14 protein-coding genes are annotated in these 17656 nt (G+C 57.4%); 9 read left to right on the top strand and 5 right to left on the bottom strand.

Annotated elements, in window-relative coordinates; genetic code table 11:
* The first annotated feature begins 58 nt into the window (after positions 1 to 58).
* The gene (locus ACMV5H_RS11040) at positions 59 to 421 is read left to right on the top strand and encodes a YibL family ribosome-associated protein (protein ID WP_021181343.1); all 363 of its coding nucleotides are present in this window, start codon (positions 59 to 61) and stop codon (positions 419 to 421) included.
* A 320-nt stretch (positions 422 to 741) separates the two neighbouring features.
* On the opposite strand, the gene ACMV5H_RS11035 is transcribed toward ACMV5H_RS11040, so the two are convergent.
* From ACMV5H_RS11035 to fdhD, 5 genes are all read right to left on the bottom strand, one after another.
* Positions 742 to 1521: a class I SAM-dependent methyltransferase gene (locus tag ACMV5H_RS11035; RefSeq protein WP_414821839.1), complete on the bottom strand. Its 780-nt coding sequence runs from the start codon at positions 1519 to 1521 to the stop codon at positions 742 to 744.
* A 49-nt stretch (positions 1522 to 1570) separates the two neighbouring features.
* A complete protein-coding gene (yiiM, locus tag ACMV5H_RS11030; RefSeq protein ID WP_414821838.1) occupies positions 1571 to 2242 on the bottom strand; it encodes a 6-hydroxyaminopurine reductase in 672 nt (223 codons plus the stop codon).
* 100 nt (positions 2243 to 2342) lie between these two features.
* The gene (locus ACMV5H_RS11025; protein WP_414821837.1) at positions 2343 to 4265 is read right to left on the bottom strand and encodes a methyl-accepting chemotaxis protein; all 1923 of its coding nucleotides are present in this window, start codon (positions 4263 to 4265) and stop codon (positions 2343 to 2345) included.
* Positions 4266 to 4429: 164 nt separating this feature from the next.
* Complete coding sequence (sodA, locus tag ACMV5H_RS11020) at positions 4430 to 5053, bottom strand: superoxide dismutase [Mn] (RefSeq protein WP_024483271.1); 624 nt, start codon at positions 5051 to 5053, stop codon at positions 4430 to 4432.
* Positions 5054 to 5181: 128 nt separating this feature from the next.
* Positions 5182 to 6009 carry a formate dehydrogenase accessory sulfurtransferase FdhD gene (gene fdhD / locus ACMV5H_RS11015; RefSeq protein WP_414821836.1) on the bottom strand — a complete coding sequence of 276 codons (828 nt, stop codon included), beginning with the start codon at positions 6007 to 6009 and terminating at the stop codon, positions 5182 to 5184.
* A gap of 173 nt (positions 6010 to 6182) precedes the next feature.
* Here fdhD and fdnG point away from each other — a divergent pair, with 173 nt between their 5' ends.
* The 8 genes from fdnG to ACMV5H_RS10975 all read left to right on the top strand — a co-directional run bounded on the left by fdnG (position 6183) and on the right by ACMV5H_RS10975 (position 17617).
* Positions 6183 to 9230 (top strand): formate dehydrogenase-N subunit alpha, encoded by a 3048-nt coding sequence (fdnG, locus tag ACMV5H_RS11010; protein ID WP_414821835.1) that lies wholly within the window; start codon positions 6183 to 6185, stop codon positions 9228 to 9230.
* A 12-nt stretch (positions 9231 to 9242) separates the two neighbouring features.
* On the top strand, positions 9243 to 10154 hold the full coding sequence (gene fdxH / locus ACMV5H_RS11005) for a formate dehydrogenase subunit beta (protein ID WP_024483267.1): 912 nt from the start codon (positions 9243 to 9245) through the stop codon (positions 10152 to 10154).
* Positions 10151 to 10789: a formate dehydrogenase cytochrome b556 subunit gene (fdoI, locus tag ACMV5H_RS11000; protein ID WP_021181336.1), complete on the top strand. Its 639-nt coding sequence runs from the start codon at positions 10151 to 10153 to the stop codon at positions 10787 to 10789. Before fdxH ends, fdoI begins: the two co-directional genes overlap by 4 nt.
* Positions 10786 to 11715 (top strand): formate dehydrogenase accessory protein FdhE, encoded by a 930-nt coding sequence (gene fdhE, locus ACMV5H_RS10995; protein ID WP_115160056.1) that lies wholly within the window; start codon positions 10786 to 10788, stop codon positions 11713 to 11715. Before fdoI ends, fdhE begins: the two co-directional genes overlap by 4 nt.
* Before the next feature lie 192 nt (positions 11716 to 11907).
* Positions 11908 to 12558 carry a DcrB-related protein gene (locus tag ACMV5H_RS10990; protein ID WP_059199233.1) on the top strand — a complete coding sequence of 217 codons (651 nt, stop codon included), beginning with the start codon at positions 11908 to 11910 and terminating at the stop codon, positions 12556 to 12558.
* Positions 12559 to 12629: 71 nt separating this feature from the next.
* Complete coding sequence (gene selA / locus ACMV5H_RS10985; protein ID WP_414821834.1) at positions 12630 to 14021, top strand: L-seryl-tRNA(Sec) selenium transferase; 1392 nt, start codon at positions 12630 to 12632, stop codon at positions 14019 to 14021.
* Positions 14018 to 15859, top strand: coding sequence for a selenocysteine-specific translation elongation factor (gene selB, locus ACMV5H_RS10980; RefSeq protein ID WP_414821833.1), 1842 nt, complete (start codon positions 14018 to 14020; stop codon positions 15857 to 15859). The genes selA and selB overlap by 4 nt, the downstream gene beginning before the upstream one ends.
* Positions 15860 to 16078: 219 nt before the next feature.
* A complete protein-coding gene (locus ACMV5H_RS10975; RefSeq protein WP_414821832.1) occupies positions 16079 to 17617 on the top strand; it encodes an aldehyde dehydrogenase family protein in 1539 nt (512 codons plus the stop codon).
* Positions 17618 to 17656: the final 39 nt, after the last annotated feature.

The raw sequence follows: 17656 nt of genomic DNA, 5'->3' as shown, positions 1-17656 counted from the left end.
CATTTTGCTACACTAGCGAAATATTTTTTACGCTATAGAACAAAACAGGCCAGAGACGATGAAAGAGAAAGAAAAAGCCGAGATTAAGCGCCTGAGTGATTTGCTGGACGCACTGAACCACAAAGACACCGTGGTGATCCAGCAGGGTAACACCGACCTGATTGCGCAACATCTCAAAGAAAAAGAGAAGCTGAAGACCGAGATTGAGCGCCTGAAAAACGTGCGCGTGGAAAAACTGAGTGCGGAAGCGCAGAAGTTGAGCCAGCTGCCGTTCAGCCGCGAGATCACCAAAAAAGAGCAGGCGGATATGGGTACGCTGAAGAAAAGCGTTCGTGGCCTGATCGTGGTACACCCAATGACCGCACTTGGCCGTGAGATGGGCCTGAAAGTGGTTACCGGCTACGCCAAAAAAGCGTTCTGATTACCCCTCACCCCAACCCTCTCCCACAGGGAGAGGGAGCTGTCCCGAGTGCGTAGTTAGTCTGCGTAACTTCGGAAAGTAGGGGGGCAGAACAAGAAAGGCAAGGTATTACGCAAAGCAATTAACGAATTAGATCGGTCCCCTCTCCTTGGGAGCGGATAGTCCCTGCTCTGTTGAGAGAACGGTGGTAATCTCAGCAACCGCGATCGCCCCCCTCAACCAAGGTGAATCAGCCGGTGCTGATGAAGAGTCACGATACTTTCAGCCTAACTCGATCGGTCCCCTCTCCCTGTGGGAGAGGGTTAGGGTGAGGGGCATGCTCAGGCCTTGGTCGTAAAGAATGCGCAGGTCTGATAAGGCACCGTGAGCGTATCCTTCCCCCGCAACTCCTCTTCCTCTGCCACCAACTGGCGGATCTGTTCGATCACCTGTTCCTGCTGCTGTTGCGGCAACGCGGCGATAAAGCTGGTGGATCGCACACGGTTATAAATCACATCTTCCGGCGCTCCGCTATGCCCCAGCATAAACACTTGCTCCTGTAGCTGGGCAAAACCCGGGTAAGGGAACAGCCTGCGCCATTCACCGGTATAAAAACGCGGCGCATCCCCTTCGTGGCGATCGACTATCTGGTTGAGCTTACGTACCCAGCCAACCCGCGCATCGCGCATATTCCACACCAGGCCAAGCTTACCGCCGGGTTTCAGCACGCGCTGAATTTCCGCCAGCGCCTGGCGTGTGGCAAACCAGTGAAAGGATTGCGCGCACAAAACGGCATCCACCGACTCATCCGGCAGCGGGAGTGATTCGGCGGTACCTGCCAGCGTTTTCACCTGAGGGAATGCTGCCGCCAGCTTTTCCAGCATAGGCGCCACCGGTTCAACGGCGATGACGTTGGCACCGGCCTCCAGCAGGCGCGGAGTGAACTTGCCGGTTCCTGCACCCAGATCGATGACGGTCTTACCGGGCTGTAGCTCGAGTACCTCACGCAGCCAATCGGCGATCTCCGCCGGATAATCCGGGCGACCTAAAACGTAGCGATCCGCATTGGCCTGATAGCCAGCCGCAGCCGCGTGATGAATGGAATGAGGTGATGTAGCCATAACGCAACTCCCTAATCCAACTCGATGGATGTCTTCTGTCTGGCGCCGGTTAACGGCCAAGCAGACGGCGGTTGAGGTCTTCGATTTTGCCACTGGTGATGCGCATCAGCATGGTTTTGCTCCAGCTGGCCGACAGCCCCGTGACCGACAGTAAACGACGGTACTGCTCTTCATCGAACGGCATGTGCCAGGCGATGCCGATCGCTTGTGCGACGGAAACGTCGCTATTACGGGTCACCAGTTCAAGCGGTTGGTCGCCACTGACCGATCCGGCCGACACCACGCGGTACAGCCAGCCGCAGCGGCCGGTTTGCTGCATCAGCACCGAAATATCGTCGATAGCGAAATGGTAATTGAGTTTGAAACACGGAGAACGCGGTTGGGTTACCTGGATCAGCGCTTCGCCCCAGCGGAAAATATCCCCCATAAACACGTTATGCTCGGTCAGGCCGAGGGTCGAAATATTCTCACCAAAGGCGGGTGCGCAGAACTGTTCTGCCTGAGCGGGAAACTGTTCACACCAGTGGTCGTAATGCTCGCGCGGGTAGTGGCAAAGGGCGCGATCAGGCCCGCCGTGGTAGCTTTTTTCTGCCTGCTCATCGCCTGCCAGACCCAAGGGGGTAAGCTTTAGCGTCCCCTCCACCAGGCGTTTGGCGATAGCGCTGGGGCGACCACCTTCATAAGGTTGGATCGAACCGAGATAGACGTCTGGGTGGTGCATGCTGGCCTCCATTCACGCTCGTTAATGCCGTCTAGCATAGCCTGAGTCGAGGGGGAGGAACAGAATAACCCGCCCGTAAATCAACGGGCGGGCGGAGGGATTAGAAGGTCGTCCAGTTGTCTTCGGTGCTGGCGCTCGGTTTAGCCATCGACGGTGATTTGAGCTGGGTGGTTTTCGCTTCCACTGACGCAGCCTTGTCCGCCAGACGGAATACCGAGACGCTTTGCAGCAGCATCTCAGCCTGCTCTTCCAGCGAATCGGCGGCGGCGGCAGACTCTTCCACCAGCGCGGCGTTTTGCTGCGTGGTGTGATCCATTTCCACAATGGCCTGACCAATCTGCGCGATGCCTCTGGTCTGTTCATCGGAGGCGGCGGCTATTTCAGCCATGATGTCGCGTACGTGGGTGACCGAACGGACGATTTGCTCCATGGTGTTGCCGGTGTCTTCCACCAGTGCTGTACCGCTCTGTACCCGGTTGACCGACTCGGTAATCAACCCTTCGATTTCTTTCGCCGCCTGGGCGCTGCGCTGGGCCAGATTACGGACTTCGCTGGCGACAACCGAGAAACCGCGCCCTTGCTCACCCGCACGGGCGGCCTCTACGGCGGCGTTCAGGGCCAGGATGTTGGTCTGGAAGGCAATGCCGTTGATTAGGGTGGTAATTTCGGCGATCCGCTGCGAACTGTTGGAAATATCCCGCATGGTGCTGACGACGTTGTTAACCAGTTTGCCGCCCTGCTGTGCCGTTTGTGAGGCATCGGTCGCCAGTTGGTTGGCGTGATGGGCGTTGTCGGCATTCTGCTTCACCGTGGCGGTGAGCTGTTCCATGCTGGCGGCGGTTTCTTCCACCGCGGCGGCCTGTTGTTCGGTACGTGAAGAGAGATCGGTATTGCCCGCAGCGATTTCCCCGGCGGCGGTGGAGACCTGGCTGACCCCCATCTGGATTTTTTCAATCATATCGCGCAGGTTCTGGCTCATGGCGGCGACGGCGTTAAGCAACTGGCCCAGTTCATCACGGCGAGTGCTGGTTTGTGCCTGGCGTAGATCACCCTTGGCAATGCGTTCTGCCAGTTCCAGGGTGCTGTTGAGGGGGCGAGTGATCTGCAATGTGATACGCCATGATATCAGCAGGCCAGCAAGAATGGCGATCGCCGTGGTGATCCCCATCTGCCATTGCGCGGTATTGATATTGTTATGGGTCTGCGTCAACTCATCCTTCATGAAATTGTTAACCAGCGTACCGATCTCGTCAGCGTAGCCGCCGAGCTGTTTACTGATCTTAATCTCATTCTCAACGGCGGGCAGGTAGGCCGCGATGCGGCCTTTATATTCGTCAAGCACGGTCAACAGAGGTTGGAGCAACGGGCGCTGTGACTCGTTCAGGCGTTGGCTGAGCGTGTTGGCGGCGCTGCGGGCGTCGTCGATGGCGCTGAGCAATGGGATTTCGGAGTCGCGATTGGGTTGCAGCACCAGGCCACGGGCATAGTAGCGGATCTGGGTCAGTTTCTGGTTCAACTGGATAAACGCCAGTTGCAGATCGGTAGCCCCCAACTGACGTTCAACCTGGCTCAGGCTGTCCTGAACTTCGGACATGTTCCAGCTGGCTCGTACCGCGTCCTTTGCCACCACGGCTTTGGCAAACATTTTCTGTTGTTGCTCATAGTTACCCAGCAACACCACCAAAAGCTCCAGATCCTTGCGGCTTTGCGCATCCCAATTCAGGTTTTGCGCGTGGCTGGCCAGCTGCAACGCGTTCTCGATATGTTTGCGGTTACGTTCAAGGTAGTCGGTATTGTAATTTTGGCTAAACATGGCACGGGTGTATTTAGCCTGATTGATTTCGCCCGTTAACTGATAGCTGAAATCGATGCGGTCGCTGCGTGATTCGATAAGATTGAGGTAGGTTATCCCGGTGCCAGCGATAACGATCGCCAGTATCAACATCAGAGAGAACCCGAGTCCGAGCTTTTTACCTACGGTGAGATGAACGATTTTTCCTGCCAAAGCTTGCAATGCCGCCATGATTTATCCCTCTTTAGGCGTTGGTCAATTGAACAAAGCATCGGCAAGGGGCGGTTAAACTTTAGCGGCAAATAGGCAAAAAGATACCCGCATCAGCGGGCATCATCAGAGATATCCCCGTCGTCTTTCAAGCTGCAGCTTGAAATCCATAGGGGAACGCCAAATTATTTCTTGGCTTCGGCGAAGCGTTTGGCCGCTTCGTCCCAGTTCACTACGTTCCAGAATGCCTTGATGTAGTCAGGGCGACGGTTCTGGAATTTCAGGTAGTAAGCGTGTTCCCACACGTCCAGGCCAACGATTGGCAAGCCTGAAGCGCCGGAGACGGCTTCGCCCATCAGCGGGCTGTCCTGGTTAGCGGTAGAGACTACGGCCAGCTTGTCGCCTTTCAGCACCAGCCAAGCCCAGCCAGAACCGAAACGGGTGGCGGCGGCTTTCTCGAACTCTTCCTGGAATTTCTCTACGCTGCCGAAATCGCGCTCGATAGCGGCTTTCAGATCGCCACCCAGCGTGGTGCCGGTTTTCAGGCCTTTCCAGAACAGGCTGTGGTTAGCGTGGCCGCCTGCGTTGTTGCGCATAAAGGTGCGCTTGTCTGCAGGGACTTTATCCAGATCCTGGATCAGCTCTTCTACGCTCAGCGAAGCCAGCTCAGGGTAAGCTTCCAGCACGGTGTTAGCGTTGTTGACATAGGTCTGGTGGTGTTTGGTGTGATGGATTTCCATCGTCTGCTTGTCGAAATGCGGTTCTAGTGCGTCGTAAGCATAAGGCAGGGATGGTAGTGAATAACTCATGATCATCATCTCCAGTAGTGTAGGGCGGCGCAAAATGTGAGCACCGCGTAAGCAGTATGATGCATTATAATTAATTAAATGATATTGAAAATGATTATCAATGCCCTACAGACTGTGTGGTTTAGGGGTTAATCGGTTATACGCTGCGGATGAGTAAACACCGTTGCCCGGCCTGGCTTGCTAAAGCCAACCAATGTCAGGTTGCTGCGCTCGGCGATTTCCACCGCCAGCGAGGTGGCGGCAGAGACCACAAACAGGATCTCGGCACCGCACATGGCGGATTTTTGCACCATCTCATAGCTGGCCCGGCTAGAAACCAGGATCGCCCCTTGCTGCCAGCCCTGTTTGGCACGTATGCCGATCATTTTGTCCAGCGCCACATGGCGGCCAACGTCTTCGCAGCCGCCCAGCAGTTCACCCTGCGGTGAGATCCAACCTGCGGCGTGGGTACAACCCGTCAACTGGCCAACGTTCTGCACCTGACGTAGTTGATCAAGGGCGCGATCGAGATTGGCCAATGAGAAGGTTTGGGTAAAGGGCAGCGGTGTGACTGGCCGGAAGATATCCGCCAGTTGTTCGATGCCACAAACGCCGCACCCTGTACGGCCCGCCATCGCCCGGCGGCGCTCCTTCAGCACGGCAAAGCGGCGGCTGGAAAGCTCGATTTGTACTTCCATGCCGTTGCAGGTGGGATTAACCTCTATACTGAAGATATCCCGTGGTGAGTCGATAATCCCTTCCGAGAGGGAAAAACCGAGGGCGAATGCCTCCAGATCCTTTGGCGTACACATCATCACCACATGAGAAATACCGTTATACACCAGCGCGACCGGCACCTCTTCGGCGAGCCAATCTTGCTCTGTGGTGGTCAGTTGCCCGCGCTGGTACACCTGAGCCTGGATCAGGCCCGTGAGCGCGTTCACATTTGCGGGCTGCTCTTGGTTAATTTTGTTCACTTTCTTGGCACCTGTTTGTAACAACCCTACGCCTGCTATGGTATTATTGCGGCGCCGTTGCGGCCCATTTGGCCAATACCCACATAAGAATAGTGATTTTAGCGCTTCCCGCTTTGAGGGGGAAAGCGTCATTTGAAACAATGTGACAACACGAGAGAGAAAGGAGACCCCCCATGCAGGTCAGCAGAAGGCAGTTCTTTAAGATCTGCGCTGGCGGTATGGCAGGAACCACGGTAGCTGCACTGGGCTTTAGCCCGGCGGTGGCGTTGGCGGAAACCCGGCAGTACAAGTTGCTGCGCGCCCGTGAAACCCGTAATACCTGCACGTATTGTTCCGTCGGCTGTGGGCTGTTGATGTACAGCCTTGGTGATGGCGCCAAAAACGCCAAAGAGAGCATCTTCCATATCGAAGGGGATCCAGACCATCCGGTAAACCGTGGTGCACTGTGCCCGAAAGGGGCAGGTCTGGTGGATTTCATCCACAGCGAAAGCCGTCTCCAATACCCTGAATATCGCGCTCCAGGCTCAGACAAGTGGCAACGAATCAGCTGGGACGACGCCTTCACCCGCATCGCCAAACTGATGAAAGAAGACCGCGATGCCAACTTCGAAGCCACCAACGCCGCTGGCGTAACGGTAAACCGTTGGCTCTCCACCGGGATGCTGTGTGCTTCGGCTTCCAGCAACGAAACCGGTATGCTGACCCAAAAATTTAGTCGCGCTCTCGGCATGCTTGCCGTAGACAACCAGGCGCGTGTCTGACACGGACCAACGGTAGCAAGTCTTGCTCCAACATTTGGTCGCGGTGCGATGACCAACCACTGGGTTGATATCAAGAACGCCGACTTAATTATTGTCATGGGTGGGAATGCGGCAGAAGCGCATCCAGTGGGATTCCGCTGGGCGATGGAAGCCAAAATTCATAATAAAGCCAAGCTGATCGTCATCGATCCGCGCTTTACCCGTACTGCATCCGTGGCGGATTTCTACACGCCTATCCGTTCAGGTACCGACATTGCTTTCCTGTCGGGCGTCTTGCTGTACCTGATCACCAATAACAAGATTAACCGCGAATACGTGGACGCCTACACCAACGCCAGCCTGCTGGTGCGGGAAGACTTCACCTTTGACGACGGCCTGTTCAGCGGCTACGACGCGGAAAATCGCAAATACGATAAAACCACCTGGCACTACCAGCTCGACGAGAACGGCTTCGCCAAGCGTGATACTACGCTGCAGGATCCGAACTGCGTGTGGAACCTGCTGAAAAAACACATCAGCCGTTATACGCCAGAGGTGGTAACCAACATTTGCGGCACGCCAACCGAAGATTTCATCAAGGTGTGCGAATATATCGCTGAAACCAGCGCCAACGACAAGACGGCCTCGTTCCTCTACGCCCTGGGCTGGACACAGCACTCGGTCGGTGCGCAGAACATCCGCACCATGGCGATGATCCAACTGCTGCTTGGCAATATGGGCATGGCAGGTGGTGGCGTGAACGCCCTGCGTGGTCACTCCAATATCCAGGGTCTGACCGATTTGGGTCTGCTGTCACAAAGCCTGCCGGGCTACATGACGCTACCTTCCGAGAAGCAGGCCGATCTGGAAACCTACCTGAAAGCCAACACGCCGAAGGCGCTGTTGCCGGGCCAGGTCAACTACTGGAGCAACTACCCGAAATTCTTCGTCAGCATGATGAAGAGCTTCTACGGCGACAAAGCGCAGAAAGATAACAGCTGGGGCTTTGACTGGTTGCCGAAGTGGGACAAAGGCTACGACGTGCTGCAGTATTTCGAAATGATGTCGCAAGGGAAAGTGAATGGCTATATCTGCCAGGGCTTTAACCCGGTTGCGTCGTTCCCGAACAAGAACAAAGTGGTGGCCTCACTGGCCAAGCTGAAGTTCCTGGTGACCATCGATCCGCTGAACACCGAAACCTCCAACTTCTGGCAGAACCACGATGAGTTTAACGACGTTGACCCATCGAAAATCCAGACTGAAGTGTTCCGCCTGCCATCCACCTGCTTTGCCGAAGAGAACGGCTCGATCGTGAACTCTGGCCGCTGGCTGCAATGGCACTGGAAAGGGGCCGATGCCCCAGGGGAAGCGCTGAACGACGGTGAAATTCTGGCGGGGCTGCTGATGCGCCTGCGCGAAATGTACACCCGTGACGGCGGTGCGGTCCCTGAGCCGTTGCTGAACATGTCCTGGGATTACCTGACCCCGGAAAATCCGAAGCCAGAAGAAGTGGCGATGGAGAGCAATGGCCGGGCGCTGGCGGATGTTCTCGATCCAGACGGCAAAGTGTTGGTGAAGAAAGGCGAACTACTCAGTACCTTCGCGCACCTACGTGATGACGGCACCACGGCAAGTGGCTGTTGGATCTTCGCAGGCAGTTGGACGCCAGCGGGCAACCAGATGGCGCGCCGTGATAACGCCGATCCTTCTGGCCTTGGCAATACGCTGGGCTGGGCCTGGGCATGGCCGTTGAACCGCCGCATCCTGTATAACCGTGCGTCTGCGGATCCAGCGGGTAAACCGTGGGATGCCAAACGCCAGTTGCTGGAATGGGATGGCGCCAAGTGGGGCGGGGTGGATATCCCGGACTACAGCGCCGCCGCACCGGGCAGTGACGTTGGGCCGTTTATCATGCAACCGGAAGGCATGGGCCGCCTGTTTGCCATCGACAAAATGGCGGAAGGACCGTTCCCTGAACACTACGAGCCGTTTGAAACGCCGCTCGGCACCAACCCGTTGCACCCGAACGTGGTGTCCAACCCGGCGGCGCGCGTGTTCAAAGACGATCTGGCCGCGATGGGCAAATCCGACAAGTTCCCGTATGTCGGCACGACCTATCGTCTGACCGAGCATTTCCACTACTGGACCAAGCATGCGTTGCTCAATGCGATCCTCCAGCCGGAGCAGTTTGTCGAGATAGGTGAAAAACTGGCTGAGAAAAAAGGCATCAAGCAGGGCGATACGGTCAAAGTCAGCTCCAACCGTGGCTATATCAAGGCCAAGGCGGTGGTGACCAAACGTATTCGGACTCTGCAGGTAAATGGCCAGGACGTCGACACCATTGGCATCCCGATCCACTGGGGTTACGAAGGGGTAGCGAAGAAAGGCTTTATCGCCAACACGCTGACGCCGTTTGTCGGCGACGCCAATACGCAAACGCCAGAGTTCAAGGCGTTCCTGGTTAACGTGGAAAAGGTGTAACGGAGACGAATTATGGCAATGCAATCTCAAGACATCATTCGTAAATCCGCCACCAATGGCTTCACCCCGGCACCGCGCGCGCGCGATCACCAGGAAGAAGTGGCCAAGCTGATCGATGTCACTACCTGTATCGGCTGCAAAGCCTGCCAGGTGGCCTGTTCTGAATGGAATGATATCCGCGATGAAGTGGGGCACAACGTCGGGGTTTACGATAACCCCGCCGATCTGACCGCCAAATCGTGGACGGTGATGCGCTTCTCGGAAGTTGAGGAGCACGGCAAGCTGGAGTGGCTGATCCGCAAGGATGGCTGCATGCACTGCGCCGATCCGGGCTGCCTGAAGGCGTGCCCGGCGGAAGGAGCCATCATCCAGTACGCCAACGGCATCGTCGATTTCCAGTCCGAACACTGTATCGGCTGTGGCTACTGCATCGCCGGTTGCCCGTTCGACGTGCCACGCATGAATGCGGAAGACAACCGGGTGTACAAATGTACCCTGTGCGTCGATCGTGTTGGCGTTGGCCAGGAACCGGCCTGTGTGAAAACCTGTCCGACCGGGGCGATCCACTTCGGCACCAAAGAAGCGATGAAAAACGTCGCGGCGGAACGTGTCGATGAACTGAAAACCCGTGGCTACCAGAATGCCGGTCTGTACGATCCGGCAGGCGTGGGCGGCACCCACGTGATGTACGTACTGCATCACGCCGATAAACCGCAGCTGTATCACGGTTTACCGGATAACCCGACCATCAGCCCTGCGGTGACCTTCTGGAAAGGGGTCTGGAAACCGTTGGCTGCCATCGGGTTTGCTGCCACCTTCGCGGCCAGTATCTTCCACTACGTTGGCGTGGGGCCAAACCGCGTTGAAGAAGAGGAAGAGCAGGATCCGAAGGACGAGCATCATGATGAGGAGACGCGCAAATGAGGAAGGAAAAGCCAATTCAGCGCTACAGCGCGCCGGAGCGGATTAACCACTGGATTGTGGCGTTCTGCTTTATTTTTGCCGCCATCAGCGGGCTGGGGTTCCTGTTCCCGTCCTTTAACTGGCTGATGAATATCTTTGGTACGCCACAGCTGGCACGCATCCTTCACCCCTTCACCGGGGTGTTGATGTTCGTTGCGTTCCTGCTGATGTTCCTGCGCTACTGGAAGCACAACCTGATCAACCGGGAAGATATCGTCTGGGCGAAAAACATCCACAAAATCGCCATGAATGAGGAAGTGGGTGACACTGGGCGTTATAATTTCGGTCAGAAGTGCGTATTCTGGGCGGCGATTATCAGTCTGGTGCTGTTGCTGGCCAGTGGTATCGTTATCTGGCGGCCATACTTTGCCCCCTCCTTCTCCATTCCGCTGATCCGCATCGCGTTGGTGGTGCATTCGTTGGCAGCGGTGGGGTTGATCATCGTGATTATGGTGCACATTTACGCCGCGTTGTGGGTAAAAGGCACCATTACCGCGATGGTGGAAGGTTGGGTGCCGGCTGCCTGGGCCAAGAAGCATCACCCGCGCTGGTACCGTGAGGTCCGCGAGAAACAACAGGAAGACAAACCCAGATGAGTATCCGCATCGTTCCTAAAGAGCAGTTAGGGGCACAGCGTGAAAAGTCTTCAACGGCGGAAACTATTCCGCCGTTACTTTTCGCCAACTTGAAGAGCCTTTATACCCGCCGAGCCGAACGTCTGCAGCAACTGGCCGCAGACCATCCGCTGGGTGACTATCTCAACTTTGCTGCCAGCATTGCGCAGGCGCAGAACAACGCCTGCCACGATAATCCGCTGGAGCTGGATCTCGGTGAAACGCTGACCCAGAGCGCCGCCAGCGGCAAGCCGCCGTTGGACATCAGCGTCTATCCGCGCAGCGAACACTGGCACAAGCTGCTGGCATCGCTGATCGCAGAACTGCGCCCGCAGGCACCGGAACACGTGCTGGCGGTGTTGGATAATTTGGAGAAATCCTCGTCCCATGAGTTGGAGCTTTTGGCCAGCGCCCTGCTGAAAGGCGAGTTTGCCAAAGTAGGTAGCGACAAAGCCCCGTTCCTTTGGGCCGCGCTGTCGTTGTACTGGACGCAGATGGCCAGCCAGATCCCTGGCAAGGCCCGGGCCGAGTACGGCGAGCATCGCCAGTTCTGCCCGGTGTGCGGCAGTATCCCGGTTTCCAGCGTGGTGCATCTTGGTACCGTGAACGGCCTGCGCTATCTGCACTGCAACCTGTGCGAGAGCGAATGGCACGTGGTGCGGGTGAAATGCAGCAACTGCGAGCAAACCGGCGATCTCAACTACTGGTCACTGGAAAGTGAGCAGGCGGCGGTGAAAGCGGAAAGCTGTGGCGATTGCGGCACCTACCTGAAGATCCTCTATCAGGAGAAGGACCCGAAGGTCGAGGCGGTGGCCGACGATCTGGCTTCGCTTATCCTCGATGCCAAGATGGAAGAGGAAGGCTTTGCGCGCAGCAGTATCAACCCGTTCCTGTTCCCTGGGGAATAATGACAGTTGGGTTTTTTTATTCGACCCTTGCCACGGTAATTGCTCAACTCAACTCCATCACTTTTGCAGCCCCCTCTCCCTAGCGAGAGGGGGCATGAGGGGGCCGCATCGACTTTCGGATTAGACATCTGGCAAACCGGCAAGCGAGTTGCTACCGTTACGTCAAGACGCGTAACGCGAAAGGAAGACATGATGTTGAAGACCCTTGCCAAAGGCGCGGCGTTAGCCGTGCTGCTTACCGGGCTGGTAGCCTGCGATAATCAGGACAGCAAAAAGCCGGAAGTCCCCGCCCCCGCGCCAAAACCGGTAGTGACACAACCCGTAACGCCAGCTCCAGCGCCGCCGGTGGAAGAACCCAAGCCCGTCCCTGGCCTGAACGTCTCGCTGCAAAAAGGCCAAATCACCTTTGAACTGCCGCCGGGCTTCAGCGATCAGACCAAGCTGAGCGGCATCATCAACGACGACAAGTCGACCATTCAGCTGTTTCTCGACAGCAAATCGCGCCAGCGCACCGTCGCTTCGGAAGTGATCCCGCCAGCAGACATGAAGATCAATACCAGCGATGCGATGCTCAAAGAGCTGACGCAAAGCATCATTACTGAGCTGTCCGACCGCTATCAGAACATCAAGAAAACCAAAGAAGAGAATTTCACCGTCGGTAAGCAGAAGTTCCATCGTTTGGATACTGAACAGACGGTAAACGGGCAAAAACTGGTTTCCACCATCGTGTTGACGGTGTTCAATAAACGGGTCGTGACGTTGCAGCTGTTAACACCAGCTAAAACACCGGATCTACATCATGCCCTGGTACAGCGAATTATTGATACCATGCAGGTTAAATAACCTGACTGGTTTAGCTCGGCACGCCAATAAGCCAGTTTGCCGATAACCGGACACTGAAAAATCGAGTGACCATGAGCACTGAATCCCAGCACCTATACAGCCAGTTACCTGCCATTGACCGCCTGCTGCGCGATCCTGCGGTTGAACCCGCCGTCGCCAAACACGGCCAGACGCTTATCAGCGAACTACTGCGCCAGATGCAGACACAGGCGCGTGAAGCCATCAAGACGCAGCAACAGCTGCCCGCCTGGTGTCAGGACTGGCCGCAGGCGCTACAGGCACGCCTGGAACAACAGCAGCGCCCGGCGTTGCAACCGGTATTTAACCTCAGCGGCACCGTGCTACACACCAATCTGGGGCGAGCGCTGTTGGCGCAACCGGCAGTGGATGCGGTGGTCAGTGCCATGGGCAGTGCCGTGACGCTGGAATACGATTTGGATGGCGCAGGCCGTGGGCATCGCGATCGGGCCATCGCGGACTTGCTCTGCCAGCTCACCGGGGCGGAAGATGCCTGCATCGTCAACAATAACGCGGCGGCGGTGCTATTGATGCTGGCGGCAGTGGCACCGGGCCAGCAAGTGGTGGTATCACGTGGCGAGTTGGTGGAGATTGGCGGCGCGTTCCGTATCCCGGACGTCATGCGCCAGGCTGGCTGCCAACTGGTGGAAGTCGGCACCACCAACCGTACACATCTGAAAGATTATCGTGCCGCCATCAACGAGCAAACCGGCCTGTTGATGAAGGTGCACACCAGTAATTACAGCATTCAAGGGTTTACCGCTGCGGTCGATGAAAGCGAACTGGCGGTGTTGGGCCACGAATACGGCATTCCTGTGGCGACCGATTTGGGCAGTGGCTCGCTGATCGACATGGCGCAATACGGCTTGCCAGCCGAACCGATGCCGCAACGCTTGATCGCTGCAGGTGTCGATCTGGTGACCTTCTCCGGTGATAAATTGCTGGGCGGGCCGCAGGCCGGGATTATCGTAGGTAAAAAAGATCTCATCGCCCGTTTGCAACAGCATCCGCTCAAGCGCGCTCTGCGCGTCGGCAAAATTACCTTGGCGGCGCTGGAAGCCACGCTGCGGTTGTATCAACAGCCAGAGTTACTGGCAGAACACTTACCCACCTTGCGCTTACTGACCCGCCCACAGCAACAGATGCAGGAAACCGCCGAACGTTTGCAAAGCCAGTTGGCTTCGCGGTTTGCTGGCCGTTTCGAGCTGCGTAGCGAGCCGTGCTGGTCACAGATTGGCAGCGGTTCGTTGCCGGTAGATCGCCTGCCGAGCTACGCATTGACCTTTACCCCACTCGATGGCCGGGGCGCAACCTTAGAAGGCTTGGCCCAGCAGTGGCGTAGCTTGCCGCAGCCGGTCATTGGCCGTATCAACGACGGCAAACTGTGGCTCGATCTACGTTGCCTGGAACAGGAGGGCGCACTGGTTGAGGCGCTGAGCGCATGATTATCGCCACCGCTGGCCATGTCGACCACGGTAAAACTACCCTGCTGCAGGCGATCACCGGCATCAATGCCGATCGCCTGCCGGAGGAGCAACGCCGTGGCATGACCATCGATCTTGGTTATGCCTATTGGCCGCAGCCCGATGGCCGCGTGCTGGGGTTTATCGACGTTCCCGGCCATGAAAAATTCCTCGCTAACATGCTGGCGGGCATTGGCGGCATCGACCATGCGCTGCTGGTGGTGGCCTGTGACGATGGCGTAATGGCGCAAACCCGTGAGCACCTGGCGATCCTGCGCCTGAGCGGCAGGGCGCAGTTGACGGTGGCGTTAACCAAAGCTGACCGTGTAGATCCTGCACGAATCGCTGAAGTGCAAACCCAGGTGTTGGCCGAATTGGCACAGCAGGGCTGGCATGATGTGTCGGTGTTTGTTACTGCGGCGGCCCTGGGAGAAGGCATTGATGAGCTGCGCCAGCATCTGTTGGCGCTGCAACCCGGTGAGCACTTACTCTCCCGGCGTTTTCGGCTAGCGGTGGATCGCGCCTTCAGCGTTAAAGGTGCCGGGCTGGTGGTGACAGGGACGGCGCTGGGCGGCAGCGTGGCGGTAGGCGATACGCTGTGGCTGACCGGTGCGGATGTGCCAGTGCGGGTGCGCGGCTTGCATGCGCAGAATCAGGCGACAGATCAAGCGGTTGCCGGGCAGCGCATTGCGCTGAATATCAGCGGTGACGTCAGCAAAGACCAGCTAACGCGCGGCGACTGGCTGTTGGCGCAACAACCGCCAGCGGCGGTAGAACGTATTCTGGTGGTGATAGAGGCCGATGCGCCGATACAGCACTGGCAGTCGCTGCATATTCACCATGCCGCCAGCCATATCACCGGGCGCATTGCGCTACTGGCCGATAACCTGGCGGAGCTGATCCTCGATCGTCCGCTGTGGCTGGTGGAAAACGATCGGTTGGTACTGCGGGATATCAGCGCACGCCAAACGCTGGGCGCTGCACGCGTGCTGGGGCTTTCCTCGCCGAAACGGGGCAAGCGTCAGCCGGAATATCTGGCCTGGCTGGCCGCGCTGGCTCAGGCATCCAGCGATGGGCAGGTGCTGGATTTGCGCTTGCCGGGTGGCGCACTGGATTTGGCCGCGTTTGCCTGGGCGCGACAACTGACGGATGACGGTCTGCAGGAACTGCTGGCGGGCTATGCCCTGATGATCTCCGGCGACATGGCGCTAGCCCCAACCAACGTGCAAGCGCATGAGCAACGCCTGTTGCAGGTGTTGGCCGAATACCATCAGCAACATGCCGATCAGCTAGGCCTGGGGCGGGCTCGTCTGCGCCGAATGGCGTTACCGGCGCTGCATGAGCCGCTGGTATTTATGATGATCGATCGGCTGCTGGCGGCGGGGTTGCTGCGCAATACGCGCGGTTGGCTGCACCTGCCGGACCACGGTTTGGCATTCAGCAGCGAGCAACAGGCGCTGTGGAGCCGCATTGAGCCGCTGTTTGGTGACGATCCCTGGTGGGTGCGCGATCTGGCCGCCTCGTTGGGCGAAGAGGAAAACAGCGTTCGCGCCGCGTTGCGCAAGGCGGCACAGCTTGGCTACGTCACCGCCGTGGTGGTCGATCGCTACTACCTCAGCCAGCGTATCGAACAGTTTGCCGCAATGATCCGCGAGCTCGACGCCACGCAAGGCAGCACCAATGCCGGTGATTTCCGCGATCGGCTGGGGGTTGGCCGCAAGCTGGCGATCCAGGTGCTGGAATTCTTCGATCGCAGCGGCTTTACCCGGCGTAAGGGGAACCAGCACCTGCTGCGGGATCGCGGGCTGTTTGGCGGTTGAAATTATGGGTGCATATTGTTGCACCCAGTTTAAAAGATTGTGACACCCTTCATGCGTTTGAGCATTGTTTCGCCATTTCTCCTCATAAACCCCTATCATTCCGGCTAGAGATCGTTCACCGCTTCTTAAGTTTGATCACCGGATCTGCGGCCATGGTGCCGTGAACCTGCTTACCGTCTGCGGGCGGTAAGGTTGCAGCCACGTTAAAAGGAGATACAAATGGCGAATACCACTACGGCAAGTCACCTCACGCCTGAAAACACCGGGTTTCCTCTCAAGCTGAAAAAACGTTATGACAACTTTATCGGTGGTGCCTGGGTGGCGCCGGTACAGGGCGAGTATTACACCAACCTGACGCCGATCACCGGCCAGACGTTGTGCGAAGTGGCCAGCTCCTCCTCCCAGGATATCGAGTTGGCGCTGGATGCGGCCCACGATGCCAAAGGGGCATGGGGGAAAATGTCGGTGCAGGCGCGCGCCAATTTGCTCAACCGGGTCGCCGATCGCATGGAGCAGAATATCGATCTGCTGGCGGCGGCAGAAACCTGGGATAACGGCAAACCGATCCGCGAAACCGTCAATGCCGACGTTCCGTTAGCTATCGACCATTTCCGCTACTTTGCTGCCTGCGTACGTGCACAAGAGGGCGGGATTAGTGAGATCGACTCAGAGACGGTGGCCTATCACTTCCACGAACCGATGGGTGTGGTGGCACAAATCATTCCGTGGAACTTCCCGCTGCTGATGGCGTGCTGGAAGATGGCGCCAGCGCTGGCAGCGGGTAACTGCATCGTGCTGAAACCGGCCAAGCTGACGCCGCTATCGGTACTGGTGCTGATGGAACTGATCCAGGACATCCTGCCGCCAGGGGTGATCAACGTGGTCAACGGCGCAGGCGGTGAAATCGGGGAATATCTGGCCACCTCCAAGCGCATCGCTAAAGTGGCCTTTACCGGTTCGACCGAAGTGGGCCGCCAAATCATGGGCTACGCCACCCAGAACATCATTCCGGTGACGCTGGAACTGGGCGGCAAGTCACCCAACATCTTCTTTGCCGACGTGATGGATAAAGAGGACTCGTTCTTCGACAAGGCGCTGGAAGGCTTTGCGCTGTTTGCCTTCAACCAGGGGGAAGTCTGTACCTGTCCGAGCCGGGCGCTGGTGCAGGAATCGATCTACGAGCGCTTTATGGAACGGGCGATCAAACGGGTGGAGAGCATCCGTAGCGGCAACCCGTTGGACGCCAGCACCCAAATGGGGGCGCAGGTTTCCGAAGGGCAGATGAAGACCATCCTCAACTACATCGAGATCGGCAAGCAGGAAGGGGCCAAGGTGCTGACCGGTGGCCGACGTAAGGCGCTGGATGGCGGGTTGGCACAAGGGTACTACATGGAGCCTACCATTCTGTTCGGTAAGAACAGCATGCGGGTATTCCAGGAAGAGATTTTTGGCCCGGTGCTGGCGGTGACCACTTTCAAGGATATGGATGAAGCGCTGGCGCTGGCCAATGATACCGATTTTGGCCTGGGGGCCGGGGTGTGGAGCCGCAACGGCAACATTGCCTACCAGATGGGGCGCAACATTCAGGCGGGCCGCGTCTGGACCAACTGCTACCATGCCTACCCGGCACATGCGGCGTTCGGCGGCTACAAACAGTCGGGGATCGGGCGGGAAACCCATAAGATGATGTTGGAGCACTATCAGCAGACCAAGTGCCTGCTGGTGAGCTACTCCGAGAAACCGATGGGGCTGTTCTGACCCTTCACGCTAACCCTCTCCCAAAGGGAGAGGGTTGAT

The organism is Serratia sp. N21D137 (genome assembly GCF_047530005.1).
In the GTDB taxonomy this organism is placed as follows: Bacteria; Pseudomonadota; Gammaproteobacteria; order Enterobacterales; family Enterobacteriaceae; genus Chania; species Chania fonticola_B.
Note: the sequence above shows the minus strand (reverse complement) of the source record. Positions and strands in the feature narration are given on the sequence as shown.